This is a genomic window from Rhodococcus sp. EPR-134, assembly GCF_001647205.1.
In the GTDB taxonomy this organism is placed as follows: Bacteria; Actinomycetota; Actinomycetes; order Mycobacteriales; family Mycobacteriaceae; genus Rhodococcus_F; species Rhodococcus_F qingshengii.
The window spans coordinates 1-18402 of the sequence record NZ_LVCT01000622.1; the positions used below are offsets into that span (position 1 = coordinate 1).

Below are 18402 nucleotides of genomic sequence, written 5' to 3' on the forward strand. Positions count from 1 at the left end.
GCGAGCGGGCGAGCAAGGATTCGATCTGGTCGATGTCGTTGTCGCGACCGAGCAAGGTGTTGGGGGCAGCGCGCAGACCGATCGCACGCGCGGCCCGCGGTGTAGCCGCAGGTGCCCCGAGAAGTTCCGCATTGAGAGTCACCAGTGCGGGTGACGGATCAGCGCCCAGGCGATTGGCGAGGTGGTTGCGGAACTCCGCGAACACTTCGAGTGCCTCGTTGACTCGGCCTGCTCCGGCGAGCGCACGCATCAACGCCTCGGCCGCTGTGTCGTCGAATGGGCTCGCCAGATGGCGTCCGCGCACCAGGGGAATGGCTGCCGCGTACTCCCCCAATGTGAGCAACGCGTCGATCTGCGCCGTCTCCAGTTCGTCGTACACCCGGCCTGCGTCGAGCGCCAGACGATCTGCAACGTCGCCGACGACGTCACTCCCGGGGGTACCGCGCCACAGGCGCAATGACGCGGTCGTGACGGCGAGCGCTTCGGACGCGTCGGCGCCGACGGTGCGCAGACCACGGGCGGCGTCCGCTGCTCTGGCCAGGTCGACACGCTCCCGAGCGAGAGTGAGCCGGTATCCGGCCGCCGTGACTTCGAGGGCCCCGTCCGGGAGTGCAGATCGCAGGCGCGAGACCTGAGTGTGGAGGGCGTTCATCGGTGAGCGCGGCGGCTCCAGCCCCCAGACGTCGTCGATCAGGCTCTGCGCGGTACGTGGCTCACCCGGATTGCGAGCCAGCGCAACCAGCAGAGTTCGAGCTCGCGGACCCGGCAACGGAACCAGACGACCGCCCACTTTGGTCGAAACGGGTCCGAGCAAGGCAATGTCTGCCAGGTCTTCGCCCGACTGCGCGTACCTGGCGCGCTCACTCACGTCTCGAGTCATGTGCTGATCCACCGCGTTCGATCGTATTGCACAGTGCAAAGATCGTTGTATGGCAACAGCTGCTCAATGGATCGAAGGCGCGAGGCCGCGCACACTCCCGAACGCGATTGCGCCCGTGCTGGTCGGCACCGGAGCCGCGGCGTCCCTGGACCTCGCAGTGTGGTGGAAGGCGCTCCTGGCACTGATCGTCTCCTTGGCCTTGATCGTCGGGGTGAATTTCGCGAACGACTACTCCGACGGAATCCGCGGAACGGACGACGACCGCGTCGGGCCACTGCGCTTGGTCGGATCGAAGTTGGTCAGTCCCGGAGCTGTGAAGGCCGCGGCGATCAGCTGCTTCACCGTTGCCGCGGTAGCCGGGTTCGTTCTGGCGGCGACCGCAGCCTGGTGGCTGGTTGCGGTCGGCGTGTTCTGCATCATCGGTGCCTGGTTCTACACCGGCGGCAAGAAGCCTTACGGATACAGCGGGTTCGGCGAGATCGCCGTGTTCATCTTCTTCGGACTGATTGCAGTGCTGGGAACTCAGTTCGTACAGGCCGAGCGGGTGGATCTGGCCGGGCTGGCCGGCGCGATCGCCATCGGCTCGTTCTCGAGCGCGGTGCTCGTTGCCAACAATCTTCGAGACATCCCGACCGACACCGAGTCCGGAAAGATCACTCTCGCAGTCCGGCTCGGCGACGCCAGGACACGCACGCTGCACGTGATCCTGCTGGCCGTCCCGTTCGTCGCGACCCTGCTGCTGATCCTGCGTACTCCGTGGGCATTGCTCGGATTGCTGGCGTTGCCACTGGCAATCCGAGCCAACGCCCCACTGCGTTCGGGCGGGCAGGGTATGGCCCTGATCCCCGCGTTGCGCGACACCGGACTCGCCATGCTCGTCTGGGGTGCCGCGACCGCAGTTGCGCTCAGTCTCGCCTGAAAGTCGACGGACTCAACGGTTGTCCGGGACGAACGCGCTGAGCAGGAAGTTCACGATCGAGATGATCAGCGCGCCCCAGACTGCCGTCCAGAAGCCGTCGACCGTCAAGCCGTAGGACGTTCCGGACGAGATCCACGCCGTCAGCATCAGCATGAGGGCGTTGATCACGAGCGTGAACAATCCGAGAGTCAGGATGAGCAGCGGTAGCGAGAGAAGCTGCACTACCGGCTTGATGAACGCGTTGACCACCGTGAAGATCAAAGCGATCACCGCGATCACGAGAACCGTGCCCCAGGTGCCGTTGTCGTGGTTGGCGATCGTGATGCCGGTGACCCACGCCGACGCCAGCCAGATGGCTATGCCGTTGATGATGAGACGTGCCAGAAATGTCATGTCTGAATGCTGGCACATCCCGCCCCGTGCATGCGGAGCCGTGCCGAATCTAGGCGGCGCGATTCATCTTCGCTTCCAAGCGCTCACGGATCACCGACATCGTGACCTGCGTTTCGAGGGCCTGACGGGTAGGCCCGTCGGCGACACGCAGGATGCCGAGCAGGATGTGTTCGGCACCGATTCGATTGTCCTTGTGCGCGAGCGCTTCACGGAGCGAGAGTTCCAACACCTTCTTGGAGTCCTTCTCGAATCGTGAACGAGGGAACCTGAATCGGCTCTTGCGAGAAGTGTCGACGCCGTCCGGCACAGGAGTCTCGTCCAGCACACCTTCGCCGAAGGACTGCTCGAGACTCTCCCGAACCGCATCGAGATCGATGCCGATCGACTTGAGTATCTCGGCGTCGTCGAAATTGTTGGAGCTACCTTCGTTCGATCCGGCGCCGGCGTGGCGGATCACGTCGAGCGTGACACCAGACTCGGTGAGCACCTCGGTGGCGATGCCCCGATCAGAGGTGAGCAGCGCGGTCAGAAGTTCCATCGGCGTGACAGGACCGGGGCCGGCGACAGCATCGACAACGACGCCTCGAGCCTGTGCGGAGAACCTTTCGAACATGGCAATTACCTGCCCTTCTCGCGCAGTGAACGCAGCATCGATTCCGACTGCGCGGACGCGTATTTCTTGTGGACGGCTTGACGGCTGACCTCGAGAGCTTCCGCGATCGCCTGCCAGGACCATCCGTGACGGCGCGCATTGGCGACCTGAATGGCCTCGAGTTTTTCGAGTAGACGACGCAGCGCTCGAACAGCACGCAATCCCTCGGTGGGATCCGGGCTACCGGCGGCAGCAGCGAGAGAGGTTGCTTCGGTCATGATGTCAATTTAGGTTGACAACCGGAATCTGTCAACCAAAATTGACAGGCGCGCCTAGTATCCGGCGACGGCCCCGTTCACTGCCACCTGCAAATCGGCCTGCACAGTTCGGGCGATATCCATCGGCTTGTCCGGAAGTTCGGTCACCGGCATTCCGACAAAGACACTCGCAGCCTTGACGTCGCCGGCCACCGGACCGTAATTGATGCCAATCGACACCAGAGCCGGTGAGCATCCCAACTTCTCGGCGCGCGCGACGATGTGGCCGATTCCGCTGTTGACGTGCTGCAGCCGCGTCGGATCTTCGGTGTTGCACGTCCCTTCCGGGAAAATCGCCAGACAGTCCCCGTTGCCCAGCCGCTCGGCCGCGACGTCCATCATCACTCGGCCGGCATCCGAAACTGCACGGAGGCCGTAGTTCTTGCTGCGAAAAACCGGGATGCTGCCCATCATGTCGACCTTCTTGCGCTGTGAAGGATCAACGAAGAGTTCGTCTTTGGCGAGGACCCGGGTCCGTCCGATCACTCGACGCAACGGAGTACGCCACGCGGTCGCGGCGAGCGTGAACTGGTCGCTCTCGGTCAGATGATTGACTGCCACGACCAACTGCGTCTTACGTTCCAGGAGAGTCTTCAGCGCAGCTTCCGCACCCGGCGCGTACCTCACTCGCGGGCGGTACTTCAGCGCCAATGCGGCATAAGCGAACTTCGCCACGAATCGGTTCTGCTGATGACTGCGGTAGTACTCGTACACAGCCTCGTAATTGTCGAGTGAAACTTCAGGATTGCCCATGATCCGCCCTCGCTGGAGAAGTGCCCCTTGACCAAACGATACACAACCTACGGTTGCGTAGGTTTGCGTTACAGAAGGCGTAGCGCTGGGAGAAACTCCACTCTCGAGGTAAAACGGTTTCTGTGATCCGCTCGGCCATATCCACCGACCTACCCGCACTGCAACAGATCGAGATCGCCGCCGGCGAACCGTTCCGAGACATCGGGATGGACGCCATCGCAGACGATCCACCGCCGACGCTCGACGAGTTGAACGATTTTCTCGCAGCCGAGCACATCTGGGTTCAGACCGACGCGAACGACGTGCCCGTTGCGTACGCACTCGTCGAGATCGTGGACGGCGGCGCGCATATCGAGCAGGTCTCCGTTCACCCCGATCATGCCCGGAAAGGCCTCGGAGCACAGCTGATCGACGCCGTCACCGAATGGGCGGCGGACCATCACCACGATCTCGTGACTCTGACGACGTTTGTCGACGTTCCGTGGAACGCGCCGTACTACGAGCGCCTCGGGTTCGTGCGCCTGGCCGAGAACACGCTCTCCCCCGGCCTGATACGCATCAGAACGGACGAGCAGTCGTCCGGGTTGGACGCCTGGCCGCGCGTGACGATGAGCCGCCCGTCACACGGTCCGGCGCCGGCGATTCAGGAACTGGCCGTCCACGCACCCGAACGGACGAACTCGTCCAGCACTGTCGTCGGGCCGAGCAGGTCGATCCCTTCCGAAGCCACCCATTCGTCGTTGTAATAGGTGCCCGAGTAACGCTCTCCGCCGTCGCACAGGAGGGTGACGACGCTGCCGCTGCGCCCGGCCGCCATCATTTCGGCAATCAACGCAAAAGCTCCCCACAGGTTCGTCCCCGTCGAGCCGCCCACTTTGCGCCCCAGGGCTGTGCTGGCGTGCCGTGCGGCCGCGATCGAGCCTGCGTCCGGCACCTTGATCATTCGGTCGACCACCTGACCGACAAACGACGGTTCGACGCGCGGACGGCCGATGCCCTCGATCCGGGAACCTCGAGTACCGACGATCGACGGATCGCTCGCTCGCCACGCGTCGAAAAACACGGAGTGCTCCGGGTCCACCACGCACAGCCCCGTGTCGAATTTCCGGTAACGAAGAAAGCGGCCGATCGTGGCACCGGTTCCGCCCGTCCCGGCTCCGACGACCACCCAGTCGGGAATCGGATGTTCCTCGTGTTCGAGCTGAGTGAAGATCGATTCGGCGATGTTGTTGTTTCCGCGCCAATCCGTCGCGCGCTCGGCGTGGGTGAACTGGTCCATGTAGTGACCGTTCAACTCACTCGCGAGCCGATGCGATTCCGAGTAGATCGACGACGGATCGCTCACGAAATGACAACGTCCCCCCTGCGCCTCGATCAACGCGATCTTGGCGGGACTCGTGCTCGCGGGCATCACCGCGACAAAATCCAGGCCCAGCAACTTCGCGAAATACGCCTCGCTGACAGCCGTCGATCCGGACGACGCTTCGATGACAGTGGTCTCTTCGGTAACCCAGCCGTTGCAGATCGCGTAGAGGAAAAGCGACCGTGCGAGTCGATGCTTGAGACTCCCCGTGATGTGGGTCGACTCGTCCTTCAGATAAAGCTGGACGGTCCAGTTACTCGGCAGCGGATAGCGCAGCAGGTGAGTGTCCGCGCTGCGTTGCGCGTCGGCTTCGATCAACCGCACCGCGTTGTCGACCCACTGGCGTGAGGTCCGACGGTCGACGTCGAGCGACCCCGTGGTCACCGCCCGTCTCCGCGCAGCTTGGAGCGAAGATCGTCACGATCGGACCGACGCTGGGCGTCGACCGCCGCAATGCCCGCATTGACACGCTTGCGCAGTTTCGCGAAGAGCAGCAACGACAGCGGCAGCGCGATCAGAACTGCGAACAGCGCCGCGACGATCAAGGGAACGTCCGTGCCGGCGAGCTTTCCGCCACCGATGATGACGGCACCGATCACGACGACAAGCAGCAGCCGAGCGACCGAGTACAGCACCACGTCGCGGGCTAGTTGACCCTTGGTCACCGGCCCGGAAGCCGACTTTGCTTGCCCAGAGTTTGCGGAAGGTTTACTGGCCTTGACCGGCTCAGAGGGAACATTTTCGGGGTTTTCAGACAACTGACTCACCCTCTCAGGTTACCCATTCCGAATACAGGTGGGACCGAGCCCGCTATATCCATTTTGTCCTTTACTTAAACATTACTTTTTCTTGAAAGATCGACTACCCGGCTATATCTGTGCAAACATTGCGCTACCACTCAGAAAACGGTCGAATGTGAGCGAAGGACTTCGAAACAAACTCGACGCAGGTTTTTGGCAACTGGTCGACACACCGGTTCGGAACCAAAGTTCGGAATCACTGCTCGGTTCGGAATCACTGTTCGTCAAACGTTCGACATCAACATGGAGGACCTCACAATGAGCGCACCAACCTTCAATACCGCCGCAGACGCACTCATGACGCCCGGACAGGTAGCGGCATTGTTTCATGTCGATCCCAAGACCGTGACCCGCTGGGCACACGCAGGACGACTGGGCTCGCTTCGCACGCCAGGAGGACATCGTCGATTCCGTGAGACCGAGGTCATGCAGCTTCTGCGCTCGCTGACCACCGAAGCAGACAACAACTGAGCAACTTCAGCTCACTTCGAAGCACTTTGCGGTACCCGACAGATCTTGCAGTACCCGACAGATACAGCACTAGCGCACTGAGCCGAAACGCTTGTCCGCACCACTTCTGGTGAAGCGGGGCGGAGACTGAGTAGGCTCGACTTCAGTTCCCTGAGGAGGTGCGCCGTGTTGTATCTGTTGGCGTTGGTGGGTTTGGTGACATTGATCGTTCTGATGTGGAAGGCATTCGGGCCCGATCCGTCGACGCGCACCCCGGTGAGCGGTGTACGCGGGCCGGATGACGATCCCGAATTCCTGTGGAATGTGAACCAGCAAACACGACGCAAGCGCACGGAAGGTCCGGACGTACCGCCGACTGACGCGTCGACGTAGCGTCCGGGCTCGCCCGGCTAATAGATTACCGCCCCGTCAACGCGAACGGGGAGGCCGGAAAGTCCTGCGCAACCACCGCAGCCAACTCCAGCACCGCTTCCCGAGTACCTGGACGCAGCCGGTCCAGATCGATTTCGGCGCCCTCTTCCAAATGCGGATCGAACGGAATCAGTTTCACCGCTCGACAGCGCTGCTCGAAGTGCTCGACGACCCGCGGCAGATCAACCTTGCCCGAGCGAGGCCGTACCGCGTTGATGACAGCTACAGACGTGGCGACCAGCCTGCTGTAACCGTGAGCGTCGAGCCAGTCAAGTGTTGCGGAGGCGCTACGTGCACCGTCGACGGAACCGGAACTGACGACGATCAACGAATCTGCACCTTCGAGAATGGCCTGCATCGCCGAGTGCATCAATCCGGTGCCGCAGTCGGTCAGAACTATGCTGTAGAACTTCTCGAGCATGTCGACCGTGCGCGTGTAGTCCCCACCGCTGAAGGCCTCTGAAACTGCTGGATCGCTGTCGGAGGCAAGCACTTCGAGCCGGTGTCGATTTTGCGATGTGTAGCCACGGACGTCGCTGTACTTCTCGATGCTGTTCTCGTCGCGCAGCAGGTTTCGCACTGTTGCCGGAGTTTCGAGCGGGATCTTCTGGCTCAGCGTTCCCCGGTCGGGGTTTGCATCGACAGCGACGACGCGATCGCCGCGGATCGAGCCGAACATCGACCCCAGTGTCGCTGTGGTCGTGGTCTTTCCGACGCCGCCTTTGAGACTGAGCACCGCAACCTTGTAGCAGCCCTGCAGCGGCTGGTTGATCTGGCGCGTCAACTCGACGAGGTGCTGCTCTTTTGCACCGTTTCCGAGGTTCACCGATCGGCCGGACAACGTGTACAGCGCCTTGCGCCAGCCGCCCACCGGGGCAGGCCGGACAGGCCGCTTGACGAGGAGCGCAGCCGAGAGATCTTGCGCAGTCATCGGGAGAGCGGACTCGAAGCGACTGTCCGGAGCCGAGGTGAGTCCGGACTGCGGCATCGGAGCGCGAGTAGGTGGCGCCGTCGGCGGGGCCATCGGCACGGCCTGACCATTCTGGAGGGCGTGGCCGTTCTGCACCGGCGCAGCGCCGGGATGACCGAACTGCCGAATCGCGGGATTGGGCGGATGGACGCCGGGCGAAAAAGGTGCCTGCGGTTGCTGGAGCGGTCTCGCGGATGAATGCGCCGTCGGGCCGGGCTGCGAATTCTGGACAGGCTGCAGGTTCTGAACAGGCTGCGAATTCTGAACAGGCTGCGGAACGCCAGTTCGTGAATCCGGAAGCGACCCTCCACGATTCGTAGGTTCGTAGGTCTGCATCGGCATCGCAGGCGAGGTCGAGAACTGGCCGTTGATCGGGCCTGGCTGCGCTGCCGGATACTGGATGACCGGAGTCTTGGGACCTGGCACCGGAGCCGCTGGGGTCGTCGTCGGCGGCGGAGCGGCGGGTGCACTGGGCGCCTGGCCGGCGACTTGCTGGAGCGGCCCGGAGTCGACCGGGGCCACGAAGAGACTACGAACGTCGCTGGGAACCGAGGCCGATGACGGCTCGGGCGCGGATGCGCGCGGCTCGCGCCGCGTCGGCTCGGCAGGGCGCACCGGCTCCCACAATCCTGCTCCGGCGTCTTCAATCTTGTCGGCCATCTCGCCGCTCCCCCTCGTCGATCCCACAGCTACCAGACAGCTAGTAATTCGCCAAGCTGCATCGTAACTGTTGCCCGCCCCTGACGTACCTACCGGTAATACCTACAGACCGGTCGGCAGCCACCCACGGTACCTCGAGAGGATCAGGTGAGTCCCGCGTAGGAGTGCAAGCCGGAGACGACCATGTTGATGATGAAGAGATTGAACAGCATCGCAACAAAACCGGCGATGTTGATCCAGGCGGCCTTCGTCTCCCGCCACCCGGACGTTGCCCTCGCATGCAGGTAGGCCGCGTAGATCACCCAGGCGATGAAGGACATCGTCTCCTTCGGATCCCAACCCCAGAAGCGTCCCCACGCAGCTTCCGCCCAGATGGCACCGAGGATGACGCCGGCGCCGAACAGCGGAAACGCGATGATCGTGCTCTTGTACGCCAAGCGGTCGAGAGTCTGGGCATCCGGCAGTCGCTCTGCGATCCGGCCACCGATGCTCGTGCCTTCGTCACCGGGCGGGAACTTCAGTCGCAGCAGGAACAGAAGGCTCGCGATACCGCCGATCATGAAGATTCCGGAACCGACGCTGACGATCGTCACGTGAATCGGAAGCCAGTACGAGCGCAGCGCCGGAACCACGGGAGCCGCGTCGGCGTAAAGGACCGTGCCGGCGAGGAACATCAAGATCAGAACCGGCACCAGCAAGAAGACCCACATCGGACGGTACGCCGGCTTGATCAACAGGACGTGCCCGACCAGCAACGACGCCGCACACGCCATCGCCACGAATTCGTACATGTTGCCGAGCGGGAATCGTTCCGTCGCAAATCCGCGGAGCACGATCGACGCGATGATCAGCACCGTTCCGACGACCAGGACAGCTCGGCCCATTCCGCCGAATCGTTCCGAGAGCGACTTGCTCGGAGTCTCCGCGACCCTGCCAGGCACGGATGCGTCGACACCGCCGGCGGAGACCAGTTCCTTGTCCTGAACCGCCTTTGCTCTGGCCGACGCGTACTGCACGATGAGCAGCACAAACGCCAGCACGAGCACGGTGAAGGCGGACTTGAAGGCCCAGTCGCTGTACTGCGCGAGTGTCTCGTTCGTTGTCATCGGGCGTTCTCCTGCGCGTGCGGTTGGTTCACCGCGGTGGTCGGATTGCTTTTCAGCAAGCGGTCGGCGAGGCGGTCGAACTCGTCGCCCCAGCCTGCGTGGTCGGTGCGGGCAAGCCCACCAAGTTCTACTACAGTACGTCGTTCGTCATCTGGATAGATACGTGCCCAGACGCGGCGACGCTTGATCACGAGCGAGACGAGTAGGCCCGCCATCATGGTCAACGCCGAAACCAACACCCACACCTGAGCGGGATCGTGGGAGACCTGCAGGTTCACGAAGTCGACGGCACCATCGAATCGCACCTGGGTTCCGTCGGCAAGCGTCGCGCTCTCCCCCGGAAACAGATTGACTCGATCCTGCTTGACCAGTCGGCCCTGATTGATCAGTTCGGTGTTGAGTTCGAACAGCGATTGCGGGTTACCGGTATCGAGTCCGGTGTCGCCCTTGTAGATGTCGATGGCGACTGCCGGATCGTTCATCGCCGGGTAACTCGACGACAGCAGGTTGCCGTGGAACAGCGCGGTGGGCGCGAACAATCCTTCGATGGCAATCTGATTCTTCCGACGCTCGTCCGCATCGGGATACATGCCGCCCGGCGGGTCGAAGCGCATCGCGCCACTGCTCAGGAACGTCGTGGCGTCGTCCGGACGCCACTGGAGCGTCTCGGTGCGGGTCTCACCGTTCGGGAACGTGACGGTGAACGTCGGCGCGTATCCGTGTCCCTGCAGGTACACACGATCGCCGGCGATCCGCAGTGGGTGGTTCACCTGGATGGTCGTGTCCCGCCAGGTATCGGACTCGAGGTCGTCGCCTGCCTGGTACGAGATGTCCGAGGTGAACATCTCGGCCTGACCGGTCTCGAGGTAGTCGGCCTGGAAATTCTTCACACGTACACACAGCGGGGTCATGCCGGTGCCGTCGAGGCTCAGACCGGCGACGAAGGAGTCGAACACTGCCGGCGAGGTCGTGCAGAACCCGGGGCCGTCGTTGGCGATGACGATGCGATTGCCCTCGTAGCCGAACAACTTGCCCGCGGCGATCGCGATCAACAATCCGACCAGCGAGAGGTGGAACACGAGGTTGCCGAACTCGCGGAGGTATCCCTTCTCCGCCGAGATGGTGATCTCGCCTTCGCGTCGTGATTTCGAATCGCCGCGACGCGTTTCGACGCGCCACCCGCGCAGTTCTTTCGACACCCGGGCAGCAAGTTCGTCGGGAGTCTCGCCGTCCACAACGCTCGTGGTGTGGTGCGGCAGGCGAGCAAGATTGCGCGGCGCATTCACCGGACGGGTGCGCAGCGCCTTCGCGTGCTCCACGCAACGCGGCAGGATGCAGCCGACCAGCGAGATGAAGAGCAATGCGTAGATCGCGGTGAACCAGAAACTGCTGAACACGTCGAACAATTCGAGGCGGTCCATCCACGGACCGAGCGTCGGACGCGCGGCGATGTAGTCGGTGACCTTGCCCTCGTTGAGGGTTCGCTGTGGCAGCAGGGCGCCGGGGATCGCAGCGAGCGCGAGGAGGAACAGCAGTACCAGCGCGGTCCGCATCGAGGTGAGCCCGCGCCAGGTGTTGCGCCCGAGTGCAACGACTCGACCGATCACCGACTGCTTCGGCAGCACGGGTTTCGGGTGGTCGTTATTGTCGTCAGCTGTCATATCGGCAGCGTCACCTCCGAGATAAATGCGTCGCGAACCCAGCCGACGAACTGGTCCCACGCGCCGGTGACGAGGGCGATTCCCACTGCCACCAACATGATTCCGCCGAAAATTTGAATGGTGCGTGCATTACGACGCAACCAGCCGACGCCGGTCAGCGCGCGCGCGGATCCCAGCGCCAAGATGATGAACGGCAGGCCGAGTCCGATGCAGTACGCGACGATCAACGTGACACCACGCGCGGCCGTCATCCCGTCGGTTCCCGCCGCTACGGACATCACGCCTGCCAATGTCGGACCGAGGCACGGCGTCCAGCCCAGAGCGAACACTCCCCCGAGCAGCGGCGCACCCACCAGTGACGACACGCGACGCGGTTCGAAACGAACGTCCTTCTGCAGCGCCGGAATCAGCCCGATGAAGACGAGACCCATTGCGATGGTGACGACACCGCCCACTCGCATCAGGACCTCGCGGTTGACGAGCAGCGTGGAGATCACGCCGAATACCGACGCGGTCGCGAGGACGAACACAACGGTGAAGCCCGCGACGAACAGTCCGGCCGCACCGGCCACCCTCAGTCGACTGCTCCGGGTGATCGTCCGCGTCTTCGCTTCTTCGGCGGTGATCGCGGGAGCGTCGGCACCGACGACGCCGGCCAGGTAGGACAGGTAGCCGGGAACGAGCGGCACGACGCACGGTGAAGCGAACGACACCAGACCGGCGAGCACACAGGCGCCGAGGGCGAGCAGAAGCGGACCGGACGACGCCGCGTTCTGAAACGCTTCGCCCACACCGGCACTCAATGTGTCGCTGCCGGCCAGCAGCGTAGCGGTCGTGGTTGTCATCTTTACTGCGCGTCTTCCTGAGCTACTCGCTGGACGACGGGCAGCAAATCCTCGGCGAGAAGTTCTTGGAGGAACACCGCGGCGACGCGATGCTGGCGGTCCAGGACGATCGTCGTCGGAATGACCGACGTGGGGTAGCCGTCACCGAGGGCGATCAGCGAACGCATCGACGGGTCGTAGATCGACGGGTACGAGACCTTGTTGTCGACCACGAAGTCCTGCGCTTTGTTCTTGGTGTCGTCGCGGACGTTGATGCCGAGGAACTGCACGCCCGAATCCTTGGTCTGCTCGTAGACCTGTTCCAGGTCGTCGGCTTCGGCGCGGCACGGTCCGCACCACTGACCCCAGACGTTGAGAACGACGACCTTGCCCTCGAAGTCCTCGACACCGACCTTCTGACCTTCGTTCATCAGATCGGGCCCGGAGAGCTTGCCGATGGTGCCTCGGTCGGACGGCGGATCGTAGAAGATCTTGGTTTGTCCGCCCGGTGAGACGAAGTCGAAAGTTCCGCCCTGTGCGACGGCGTCGTCGCCGGTCGCGCAGGACGAGAGAAGAAGCATCGCCGACGCAGCGGCTGCGAATGCTGCGGCGATGCGGCGCGAAATCATGCTCCTGTCACTCTCGGGTCGGAGGCGCCGGCAGGTTCGGAGTAGACGATGTCGACCAGGGTGTCGCCTTCGTAGACCAGTGAAGTCAACGAGGCCAGTCCACACTGACGGTGACGGGGGTCGTGCCAGAGACGCTCGCCCTGCAGGAATCGACGCAGTGTCCAGACCGGAAGCTGATGGCTGACGACGACGGCTTCGTGTCCGACTGCCGCGACGCGTGCGGCATTGACGGCTGCGAGCATGCGATGCGCGATCTGCAGGTAGGGCTCGCCCCAGGACGGGGTGAACGGGTCACGCAGTTTCCACCAGTGACGCGGACGCGAGAGCGCACCGTCCCCGACGGCAACCTTGAGACCCTCGAACTCGTTGCCTGCCTCGATCAGGTTTTCGTCCGTGACGATGTCGAGCTTGTGTGCCTCGGCGATCGGAGTCGCGGTCTCTTGTGCCCGCTGCAGCGGCGACGCGACCACGTGGGTGATGTCGTGATCGGCGAGCACCGACGCGACCGCACGAGCCTGAGCTTCGCCCGCCACCGACAACCGGAAACCCGGGAGCCGTCCGTAGAGGATCCCGCGCGGGTTGTGTACTTCGCCGTGGCGCAGGACGTGGACGATGGTGCGGGTGGACGTGTGGTCGGGGTGATCGGCGTCGGTCACAGTCGAGGGTCCTCGCTGAAGATGATGGATGTCGGAAGCGTGCGGGTGTTCTGGAATGGGAACTGGTCAGGGCTTGACGGCAGCAGCCGCGGCCTTGGCTGCGTGAGGCATGGCGTCGGCGATGATCGAGAAGGCTCGATCGTCGAGGGCTGCGGAGACGAACCACGCTTCGAACGCGCTCGGCGGCGGGTACACGCCGCGGGAGAGCAGTGCGTGGAAGAAGGCGGGGAATCGCCAGGTCTGCGCGGCTTTGGCTTCGTCGTAGTTGGTCACCGTGTTCTCGGTGAAGAACACGCTCACCAAGGTGCCTGCGTACTGCACTCGGTGTTCGACGCCTTCGGCGGTGAGTGCTTGGGTCATGAGGTCGCCGAGGGCGGTCGCGTTCCGGCCGAGCTTGGCGTACACCTCGGCGTCGGCGGCGCGCAGGCTCGCGAGTCCGGCGGCGACGGCTACGGGGTTACCCGAGAGGGTGCCTGCCTGGTAGACGGGACCGTCCGGTGCGAGGTGGCCCATGATGTCGGCGCGGCCGCCGAATGCTGCGGCGGGCAGTCCGCCGCTCATGACCTTGCCGAAGGTGTAGAGGTCGCCTGCGACGTTGTCGATGCCGTACCAACCCGAGGCACTGACGCGGAATCCGGTCATCACCTCGTCCATGATCAGGAGTGCGCCGTGCTCACGGGTGAGACGACGCAGACCCTCGTTGAAACCGGGAAGCGGTGCGACGGCGCCCATGTTTCCGGCGGCAGCTTCGGTGATGACGCACGCGATGCCGCCGGGATTGGCCGCGAAGGCCGCGGCCACCGCGTCGAGATCGTTGTAGCGCACGACGATGTTGTCTGCTGCGTGAGCGCCGGTCACGCCGGGAGAGGTCGGCAGCCCGAACGTCGCGAGGCCGGATCCGGCGTCGGCGAGAAGGGCGTCGACGTGGCCGTGATAGCAACCGGAGAACTTGACGATCTTGGTGCGTCCGGTGAATCCGCGGGCGAGGCGGACTGCGCTCATCGTGGCTTCGGTTCCGGAGTTGACCAGGCGAACCTTTTCCACGGGCGCGACGCGGGCGACGATTTCCTCGGCGAGGGCAACTTCGCCTTCGGTCGGCGCACCGAAGGAGAGACCTCCGAGGGCTGCTTCGCGAACGGCTTCGACGACTGCCGGGTGAGCGTGCCCGAGAATCATCGGACCCCAGGACGACACCAGGTCGACGTAATTGTTTCCGTCGACGTCGGTGAGGGTGTAGCCGGATGCTTCGCGAATGAATCGCGGTGTTCCGCCGACCGAACCGAACGCGCGGACGGGCGAGTTGACGCCACCCGGAATCACGTTGCCGGCACGTTCGAAGAGCCGAGCGGAGTTCGTTGCATGCACGTCGGGATCACCGGAAGACACAGTCACGGCTTCCAGTGTCCCAGTTCTGTCGAATCTGACAACGACAGGGTGTAGGACTTCGGTGCTCGAGGCGAGTTTTCCGGTCGAACCGGGCCCCGCGTGAGACGATTCCGGACATGAAGCGACTGTTGACGACGCTGATAGTCTCGGCTGCGATTCTTCTCACATCGTGTGGTTCGGACGCTTCGAACGACGACAAGGCGACAGTTTCGTCGCCGCCGAGCGCCACCGACTCGGCTCGAACCACCGCAGCGACGAGCACCGACCCCGCGTTTCTCGGCGGGTGTTCGGCGGTGTCCGTCTACGTTCAGCAGCGTGTTCAGAGCGGCGACACGTCGACCCAGACGGCGGGCGCCGACTTCCTGAAGATCGTCGAGAACGACCCTTCGTACCAGGCTATGTCCGAGAGCGAGAAGGAACTCTTCCGCCAAGGAATCGAAGCGGGTGCCGCGGGCTCCTGCTGAATGTGAGGTTGGGATCGAACCGGGTTGCCCGCGGTGCGCTACGCGCTATCGTCGGTTCCATGGCCACCACAGCGGACCACCTCAGGACAACACTCGACGGACGCTGGCGGGAGGTGCGTGAGCGCGTTCGCGGCGAATTGAACGACGAACGTTTTGCTCCGCACTACACACCCAACACCGCCATTGCGCGCTCCAAGGCTCTCGAACAGATGCGGGTCCTCGCCGATCTCGGGTACGCCGCAAACGGTTTCGCGGTCTCTCACGGCGGAACGGGCGACGCGGGTGGCGCCGTCACCAGCATCGAGATGCTCGCGATGTCCGACCTCTCACTGATGGTCAAGGCCGGCGTCCAGTGGGGTCTGTTCGGCGGCGCCATCGAAAACCTCGGCACCGAGCGTCACCACCAGGCGTACGTCAAGCCGCTGATCGATCTGGACCTGCTCGGTTGCTTTGCGATGACCGAGACCGGTCACGGCAGCGACGTCCAGGAACTCGAAACCACGGCGACCTACGACGTCGAGACGGGCGAGTTCGTCGTCAACTCCCCCACTCCGTCCTCTCGCAAGGACTACATCGGCGGCGCTGCCCAGCACGCCACCGTCGCAGCGGTGTTCGCACAGCTGATCACCGGAGGCGAAAGTCAGGGCGTCCACTGCTTTGTCGTGCCGATTCGTGACGACGCCGGCAACGACCTCCCCGGCGTCACGACGTCCGACTGCGGGCTCAAGGGTGGACTGCCCGGAGTCGACAACGGCCGCATCGTCTTCGACCAGGTCCGCATCCCGCGTGAGAATCTACTCAACCGTTACGCCGACGTCGCCGAGGACGGCACGTACAGCTCGGCGATCGAGAACCCGAACCGTCGTTTCTTCACGATGGTCGGCACACTGGTTCGTGGACGTGTCACCGTCGGTGGTTCCGCGGCAGCGGCCGCCCGCGTCGGATTGGCCATCGCCGGTCGATACGCCCTGCAGCGCAGGCAGTTCAGTGCTCCGAAGAGTGACGACGAAGTCCTGATCATGGACTACCTCGTCCACCAGAAGCGTCTGCTGCCGTTGATCGCCCGCTCGTACGCTCTGCAGTTCGCACAGAACGAACTCGTCGCCGCGATGCACGACATCCAGAGCAGCGACGACCCGGATCCGCAGGAGCAGCGCGAACTCGAAGGTCGCGCCGCCGGACTCAAGGCCGCCAACACCTGGCATGCCACTCGGGCCATCCAGGAAGCACGCGAAGCCTGCGGCGGCGCAGGCTATCTCGCCGAGAACCGCCTCACCGCACTCAAGGCGGACACCGACGTCTTCACCACGTTCGAGGGTGACAACCACGTTCTGACGCAGTTGGTCGCAAAAGAACTCCTCACCTCCTACGCCGACGAAGTCCGCGGCATGAGCCCGGTCGACTGGATGCGCTTCGCCGCTACGACGGTCTCCGACGTGGTCAAGAAACGCACGGCAGCGCAGCAGATCCTGCAGACGATCGTCGACACTCGCCAGGACAACGAAGAGGACGGCAGCCTCTTCAATCGCGGCACCCAGATGAAGATGTTCGAAGACCGCGAAGAGTACCTACTCGCCACTGCGGCAAGGCGATTGCAGGCAGCGCAGAAGCGCGAGGAGAACCCGTTCGACGCGTTCAACTTCGTGCAGGACCACGTACTCAAAGCCGCTCAGGCGCACATCGAGCGCGTCATCCTGGAAGCATTCGTCGCCGGCATCGACTCGTGTGAGGACGAGACCGCAAAGGAACTCTTCGGCGAGGTGTGCGATCTCTACGCACTGTCCGTGATCGAAGAGGACAAGGCCTGGTTCATGGAGCACCGGCATCTGTCGGTGGAGCGTTCGAAGGCCGTGACGCGCGGAATCAACGAGCGTTGCCGCACCCTGCGCCCCCACGTCGAGACACTGATCGACGGGTTCGGCATTCCGGACATCCTGCTGGGGTCCGCGATGCTCGACGGACCGGGCACCGACGCGGTACGGCTGAAGTAAAGGGTTCGGGTGGGGTCGGCAATCGCCGGCCCCACCACGCTCAGTGCGCTGCTGCCTTTTTCGACTGGCGAGAGGCGAGCAGTCCGGTCAGGCCGAGTGCCGCGACCAGCCAGATCCCCAGAACGAGCAGGTGCGGTCCGGCGCCGTTGCCACTGAAGTAGATGACGGAGCGGATGGGCTCCATGGCTGCCGATCCGAGCCAGAACGAATGGATGTGCTGCCAGAATCCCGGCAGGAACGACACCGGAATGGCACCACCCGAACTCGGGAAGTTGATGAAAACGAGCACCGTCAGCACCGCGAAGATCGCGGCTTGGCCGAGCAGTCGATTGAGCAGGATGCTCACCGCACCGACGGTGAACGTGTAAACGATCGAGATTCCCAGCAGTTGCAGGATCTGGCCGAACGACGCCCCGAAGGCGTGCATGAAGATGCTGGTGATGCCGAAGGCTATGAGCGGGGTGAGTATCGCCGCACCGGCCAGGATCGAATACTGCTCTCGCAACCGCATTCTCGGCGCAACCTGACTGAGCACCGTGATGGTCAGGTAGCCACCGAGGGTGCAGACGATCAGGAAGTAGAAGAGTCCGACAGTCGAGGAGTCGCGCGCCGTGACAGGCGCCGAGTCGATCACCGTGACCTGCTGCCCCGTCTGCTCCGCAACCGAATGCGCCAAGCTGCTCACCACGGAAACCGTCGAGGCGCCCGCGCCGGTGGCGATATGTGCGGTCACGGTGTCACCGATCTCGATGGCGCCGATCGCATCGCGGTTGTCGATCCGAGAGAGTGCGTCGGCGGCGTTGGCTGTGGCAACGATGTCGAACTTGTCACCCGACGAAGCCTGGATTCCGTCGATCAGCGGGGCCGTGACGGACGGCGACCCGACCACCACGATCGGCGCCTGATTCGGCGTCGGCGAATGGAAGGCGCTGACGTAGCACAGGCAGAACATGATGACGAAGAACAACGGAAATGCGAGTCCACTGCCCACCATCTTCCAATTGGTCGGCGGATCGACAACTTCTTCGCTGGGTACTCGGACGTCGGTATCTGTCATATTCCACGCTCTCTTCACTAACCGCATCTAGCTGTCAACACCGTTGACAGACTCAACAGTCAACACCGTTGACACGTTATAGTCAACGCCGTTGACAAC

21 protein-coding genes are annotated in these 18402 nt (G+C 63.4%); 6 read left to right on the forward strand and 15 right to left on the reverse strand.

Annotated elements, in window-relative coordinates; translation table 11 throughout:
• The coding region (locus A2J01_RS27215) for an AfsR/SARP family transcriptional regulator (protein WP_197494317.1) at positions 1-880 on the reverse strand (880 nt) is incomplete at its 3' end.
• A 49-nt stretch (positions 881-929) separates the two neighbouring features.
• On the opposite strand from A2J01_RS27215, the gene A2J01_RS27220 reads away from it, so the two are divergent.
• The gene (locus A2J01_RS27220) at positions 930-1799 is read left to right on the forward strand and encodes a 1,4-dihydroxy-2-naphthoate polyprenyltransferase (RefSeq protein ID WP_064113979.1); all 870 of its coding nucleotides are present in this window, start codon (positions 930-932) and stop codon (positions 1797-1799) included.
• 12 nt (positions 1800-1811) lie between these two features.
• Here A2J01_RS27220 and A2J01_RS27225 read toward each other — a convergent pair whose 3' ends face one another.
• From A2J01_RS27225 to A2J01_RS27240, 4 genes are read right to left on the reverse strand one after another with little or no spacing between them, the layout of a single operon-like run.
• Complete coding sequence (locus A2J01_RS27225) at positions 1812-2192, reverse strand: phage holin family protein (protein ID WP_003941998.1); 381 nt, start codon at positions 2190-2192, stop codon at positions 1812-1814.
• 49 nt (positions 2193-2241) lie between these two features.
• Positions 2242-2805: a Clp protease N-terminal domain-containing protein gene (locus tag A2J01_RS27230; protein ID WP_064113980.1), complete on the reverse strand. Its 564-nt coding sequence runs from the start codon at positions 2803-2805 to the stop codon at positions 2242-2244.
• Between the two features lie 5 nt (positions 2806-2810).
• Complete coding sequence (locus A2J01_RS27235; protein WP_003941869.1) at positions 2811-3062, reverse strand: HTH domain-containing protein; 252 nt, start codon at positions 3060-3062, stop codon at positions 2811-2813.
• Positions 3063-3116: 54 nt separating this feature from the next.
• The gene (locus A2J01_RS27240) at positions 3117-3854 is read right to left on the reverse strand and encodes a lysophospholipid acyltransferase family protein (protein ID WP_064113981.1); all 738 of its coding nucleotides are present in this window, start codon (positions 3852-3854) and stop codon (positions 3117-3119) included.
• A 122-nt stretch (positions 3855-3976) separates the two neighbouring features.
• Here A2J01_RS27240 and A2J01_RS27245 point away from each other — a divergent pair, with 122 nt between their 5' ends.
• The gene (locus tag A2J01_RS27245) at positions 3977-4600 is read left to right on the forward strand and encodes a GNAT family N-acetyltransferase (RefSeq protein WP_054187825.1); all 624 of its coding nucleotides are present in this window, start codon (positions 3977-3979) and stop codon (positions 4598-4600) included.
• On the opposite strand, the gene A2J01_RS27250 is transcribed toward A2J01_RS27245, so the two are convergent.
• On the reverse strand, positions 4498-5601 hold the full coding sequence (locus A2J01_RS27250) for a PLP-dependent cysteine synthase family protein (protein WP_042453042.1): 1104 nt from the start codon (positions 5599-5601) through the stop codon (positions 4498-4500). The two genes, A2J01_RS27245 and A2J01_RS27250, sit on opposite strands and share 103 nt — an antisense overlap.
• Positions 5598-5984, reverse strand: a complete 387-nt coding sequence (locus A2J01_RS27255) for a DUF4229 domain-containing protein (RefSeq protein WP_030535490.1) — start codon at positions 5982-5984, stop codon at positions 5598-5600. The genes A2J01_RS27250 and A2J01_RS27255 overlap by 4 nt, the downstream gene beginning before the upstream one ends.
• Positions 5985-6275: 291 nt before the next feature.
• Between A2J01_RS27255 and A2J01_RS27260 the strand changes: the two genes are divergently transcribed.
• Both A2J01_RS27260 and A2J01_RS27265 read left to right on the forward strand, forming a co-directional pair.
• Positions 6276-6488: a BldC family transcriptional regulator gene (locus A2J01_RS27260; RefSeq protein ID WP_003942029.1), complete on the forward strand. Its 213-nt coding sequence runs from the start codon at positions 6276-6278 to the stop codon at positions 6486-6488.
• 165 nt (positions 6489-6653) lie between these two features.
• Positions 6654-6860, forward strand: coding sequence for a hypothetical protein (locus A2J01_RS27265; RefSeq protein ID WP_003941996.1), 207 nt, complete (start codon positions 6654-6656; stop codon positions 6858-6860).
• Positions 6861-6885: 25 nt separating this feature from the next.
• Here the strand turns inward: A2J01_RS27265 and A2J01_RS27270 are convergent, their stop codons facing one another.
• The 7 genes from A2J01_RS27270 to hemL form a co-directional block, all read right to left on the reverse strand.
• Positions 6886-8529 (reverse strand): nucleotide-binding protein, encoded by a 1644-nt coding sequence (locus A2J01_RS27270; protein WP_082900971.1) that lies wholly within the window; start codon positions 8527-8529, stop codon positions 6886-6888.
• Positions 8530-8672: 143 nt separating this feature from the next.
• Complete coding sequence (gene ccsB, locus A2J01_RS27275) at positions 8673-9635, reverse strand: c-type cytochrome biogenesis protein CcsB (RefSeq protein ID WP_003941951.1); 963 nt, start codon at positions 9633-9635, stop codon at positions 8673-8675.
• Positions 9632-11296, reverse strand: coding sequence for a cytochrome c biogenesis protein ResB (resB, locus tag A2J01_RS27280; RefSeq protein WP_042453041.1), 1665 nt, complete (start codon positions 11294-11296; stop codon positions 9632-9634). Before resB ends, ccsB begins: the two co-directional genes overlap by 4 nt.
• Positions 11293-12141, reverse strand: coding sequence for a cytochrome c biogenesis CcdA family protein (locus A2J01_RS27285; RefSeq protein ID WP_064113982.1), 849 nt, complete (start codon positions 12139-12141; stop codon positions 11293-11295). Before A2J01_RS27285 ends, resB begins: the two co-directional genes overlap by 4 nt.
• A 2-nt stretch (positions 12142-12143) precedes the next feature.
• Complete coding sequence (locus tag A2J01_RS27290) at positions 12144-12749, reverse strand: TlpA disulfide reductase family protein (protein WP_007735280.1); 606 nt, start codon at positions 12747-12749, stop codon at positions 12144-12146.
• Positions 12746-13405: a histidine phosphatase family protein gene (locus tag A2J01_RS27295; protein WP_003941868.1), complete on the reverse strand. Its 660-nt coding sequence runs from the start codon at positions 13403-13405 to the stop codon at positions 12746-12748. Before A2J01_RS27295 ends, A2J01_RS27290 begins: the two co-directional genes overlap by 4 nt.
• A gap of 66 nt (positions 13406-13471) precedes the next feature.
• Positions 13472-14797 carry a glutamate-1-semialdehyde 2,1-aminomutase gene (gene hemL, locus A2J01_RS27300; RefSeq protein WP_064113983.1) on the reverse strand — a complete coding sequence of 442 codons (1326 nt, stop codon included), beginning with the start codon at positions 14795-14797 and terminating at the stop codon, positions 13472-13474.
• A gap of 110 nt (positions 14798-14907) precedes the next feature.
• On the opposite strand from hemL, the gene A2J01_RS27305 reads away from it, so the two are divergent.
• A complete protein-coding gene (locus tag A2J01_RS27305) occupies positions 14908-15255 on the forward strand; it encodes a hypothetical protein (RefSeq protein WP_064113984.1) in 348 nt (115 codons plus the stop codon).
• A gap of 59 nt (positions 15256-15314) precedes the next feature.
• Entirely contained in the window at positions 15315-17246 is a 1932-nt protein-coding gene (locus tag A2J01_RS27310; protein ID WP_024487810.1) for an acyl-CoA dehydrogenase family protein, read from the forward strand.
• Positions 17247-17286: 40 nt separating this feature from the next.
• Here A2J01_RS27310 and A2J01_RS27315 read toward each other — a convergent pair whose 3' ends face one another.
• Positions 17287-18303 (reverse strand): ABC transporter permease, encoded by a 1017-nt coding sequence (locus A2J01_RS27315; protein WP_064113985.1) that lies wholly within the window; start codon positions 18301-18303, stop codon positions 17287-17289.
• Positions 18304-18402 lie beyond the last annotated feature (99 nt).

What these genes read in the sequence shown, in the direction of transcription:
- A2J01_RS27220 (WP_064113979.1), top strand. Translation starts at nt 930, where the DNA reads ATGGCAACAGCTGCTCAATGGATCGAAGGCGCGAGGCCGCGCACACTC.
- A2J01_RS27225 (WP_003941998.1), bottom strand. Translation starts at nt 2,192, where the DNA reads ATGACATTTCTGGCACGTCTCATCATCAACGGCATAGCCATCTGGCTG.
- A2J01_RS27230 (WP_064113980.1), bottom strand. Translation starts at nt 2,805, where the DNA reads ATGTTCGAAAGGTTCTCCGCACAGGCTCGAGGCGTCGTTGTCGATGCT.
- A2J01_RS27235 (WP_003941869.1), bottom strand. Translation starts at nt 3,062, where the DNA reads ATGACCGAAGCAACCTCTCTCGCTGCTGCCGCCGGTAGCCCGGATCCC.
- A2J01_RS27240 (WP_064113981.1), bottom strand. Translation starts at nt 3,854, where the DNA reads ATGGGCAATCCTGAAGTTTCACTCGACAATTACGAGGCTGTGTACGAG.
- A2J01_RS27260 (WP_003942029.1), top strand. Translation starts at nt 6,276, where the DNA reads ATGAGCGCACCAACCTTCAATACCGCCGCAGACGCACTCATGACGCCC.
- A2J01_RS27270 (WP_082900971.1), bottom strand. Translation starts at nt 8,529, where the DNA reads ATGGCCGACAAGATTGAAGACGCCGGAGCAGGATTGTGGGAGCCGGTG.
- ccsB (WP_003941951.1), bottom strand. Translation starts at nt 9,635, where the DNA reads ATGACAACGAACGAGACACTCGCGCAGTACAGCGACTGGGCCTTCAAG.
- resB (WP_042453041.1), bottom strand. Translation starts at nt 11,296, where the DNA reads ATGACAGCTGACGACAATAACGACCACCCGAAACCCGTGCTGCCGAAG.
- A2J01_RS27285 (WP_064113982.1), bottom strand. Translation starts at nt 12,141, where the DNA reads ATGACAACCACGACCGCTACGCTGCTGGCCGGCAGCGACACATTGAGT.
- A2J01_RS27290 (WP_007735280.1), bottom strand. Translation starts at nt 12,749, where the DNA reads ATGATTTCGCGCCGCATCGCCGCAGCATTCGCAGCCGCTGCGTCGGCG.
- A2J01_RS27305 (WP_064113984.1), top strand. Translation starts at nt 14,908, where the DNA reads ATGAAGCGACTGTTGACGACGCTGATAGTCTCGGCTGCGATTCTTCTC.
- A2J01_RS27310 (WP_024487810.1), top strand. Translation starts at nt 15,315, where the DNA reads ATGGCCACCACAGCGGACCACCTCAGGACAACACTCGACGGACGCTGG.
- A2J01_RS27315 (WP_064113985.1), bottom strand. Translation starts at nt 18,303, where the DNA reads ATGACAGATACCGACGTCCGAGTACCCAGCGAAGAAGTTGTCGATCCG.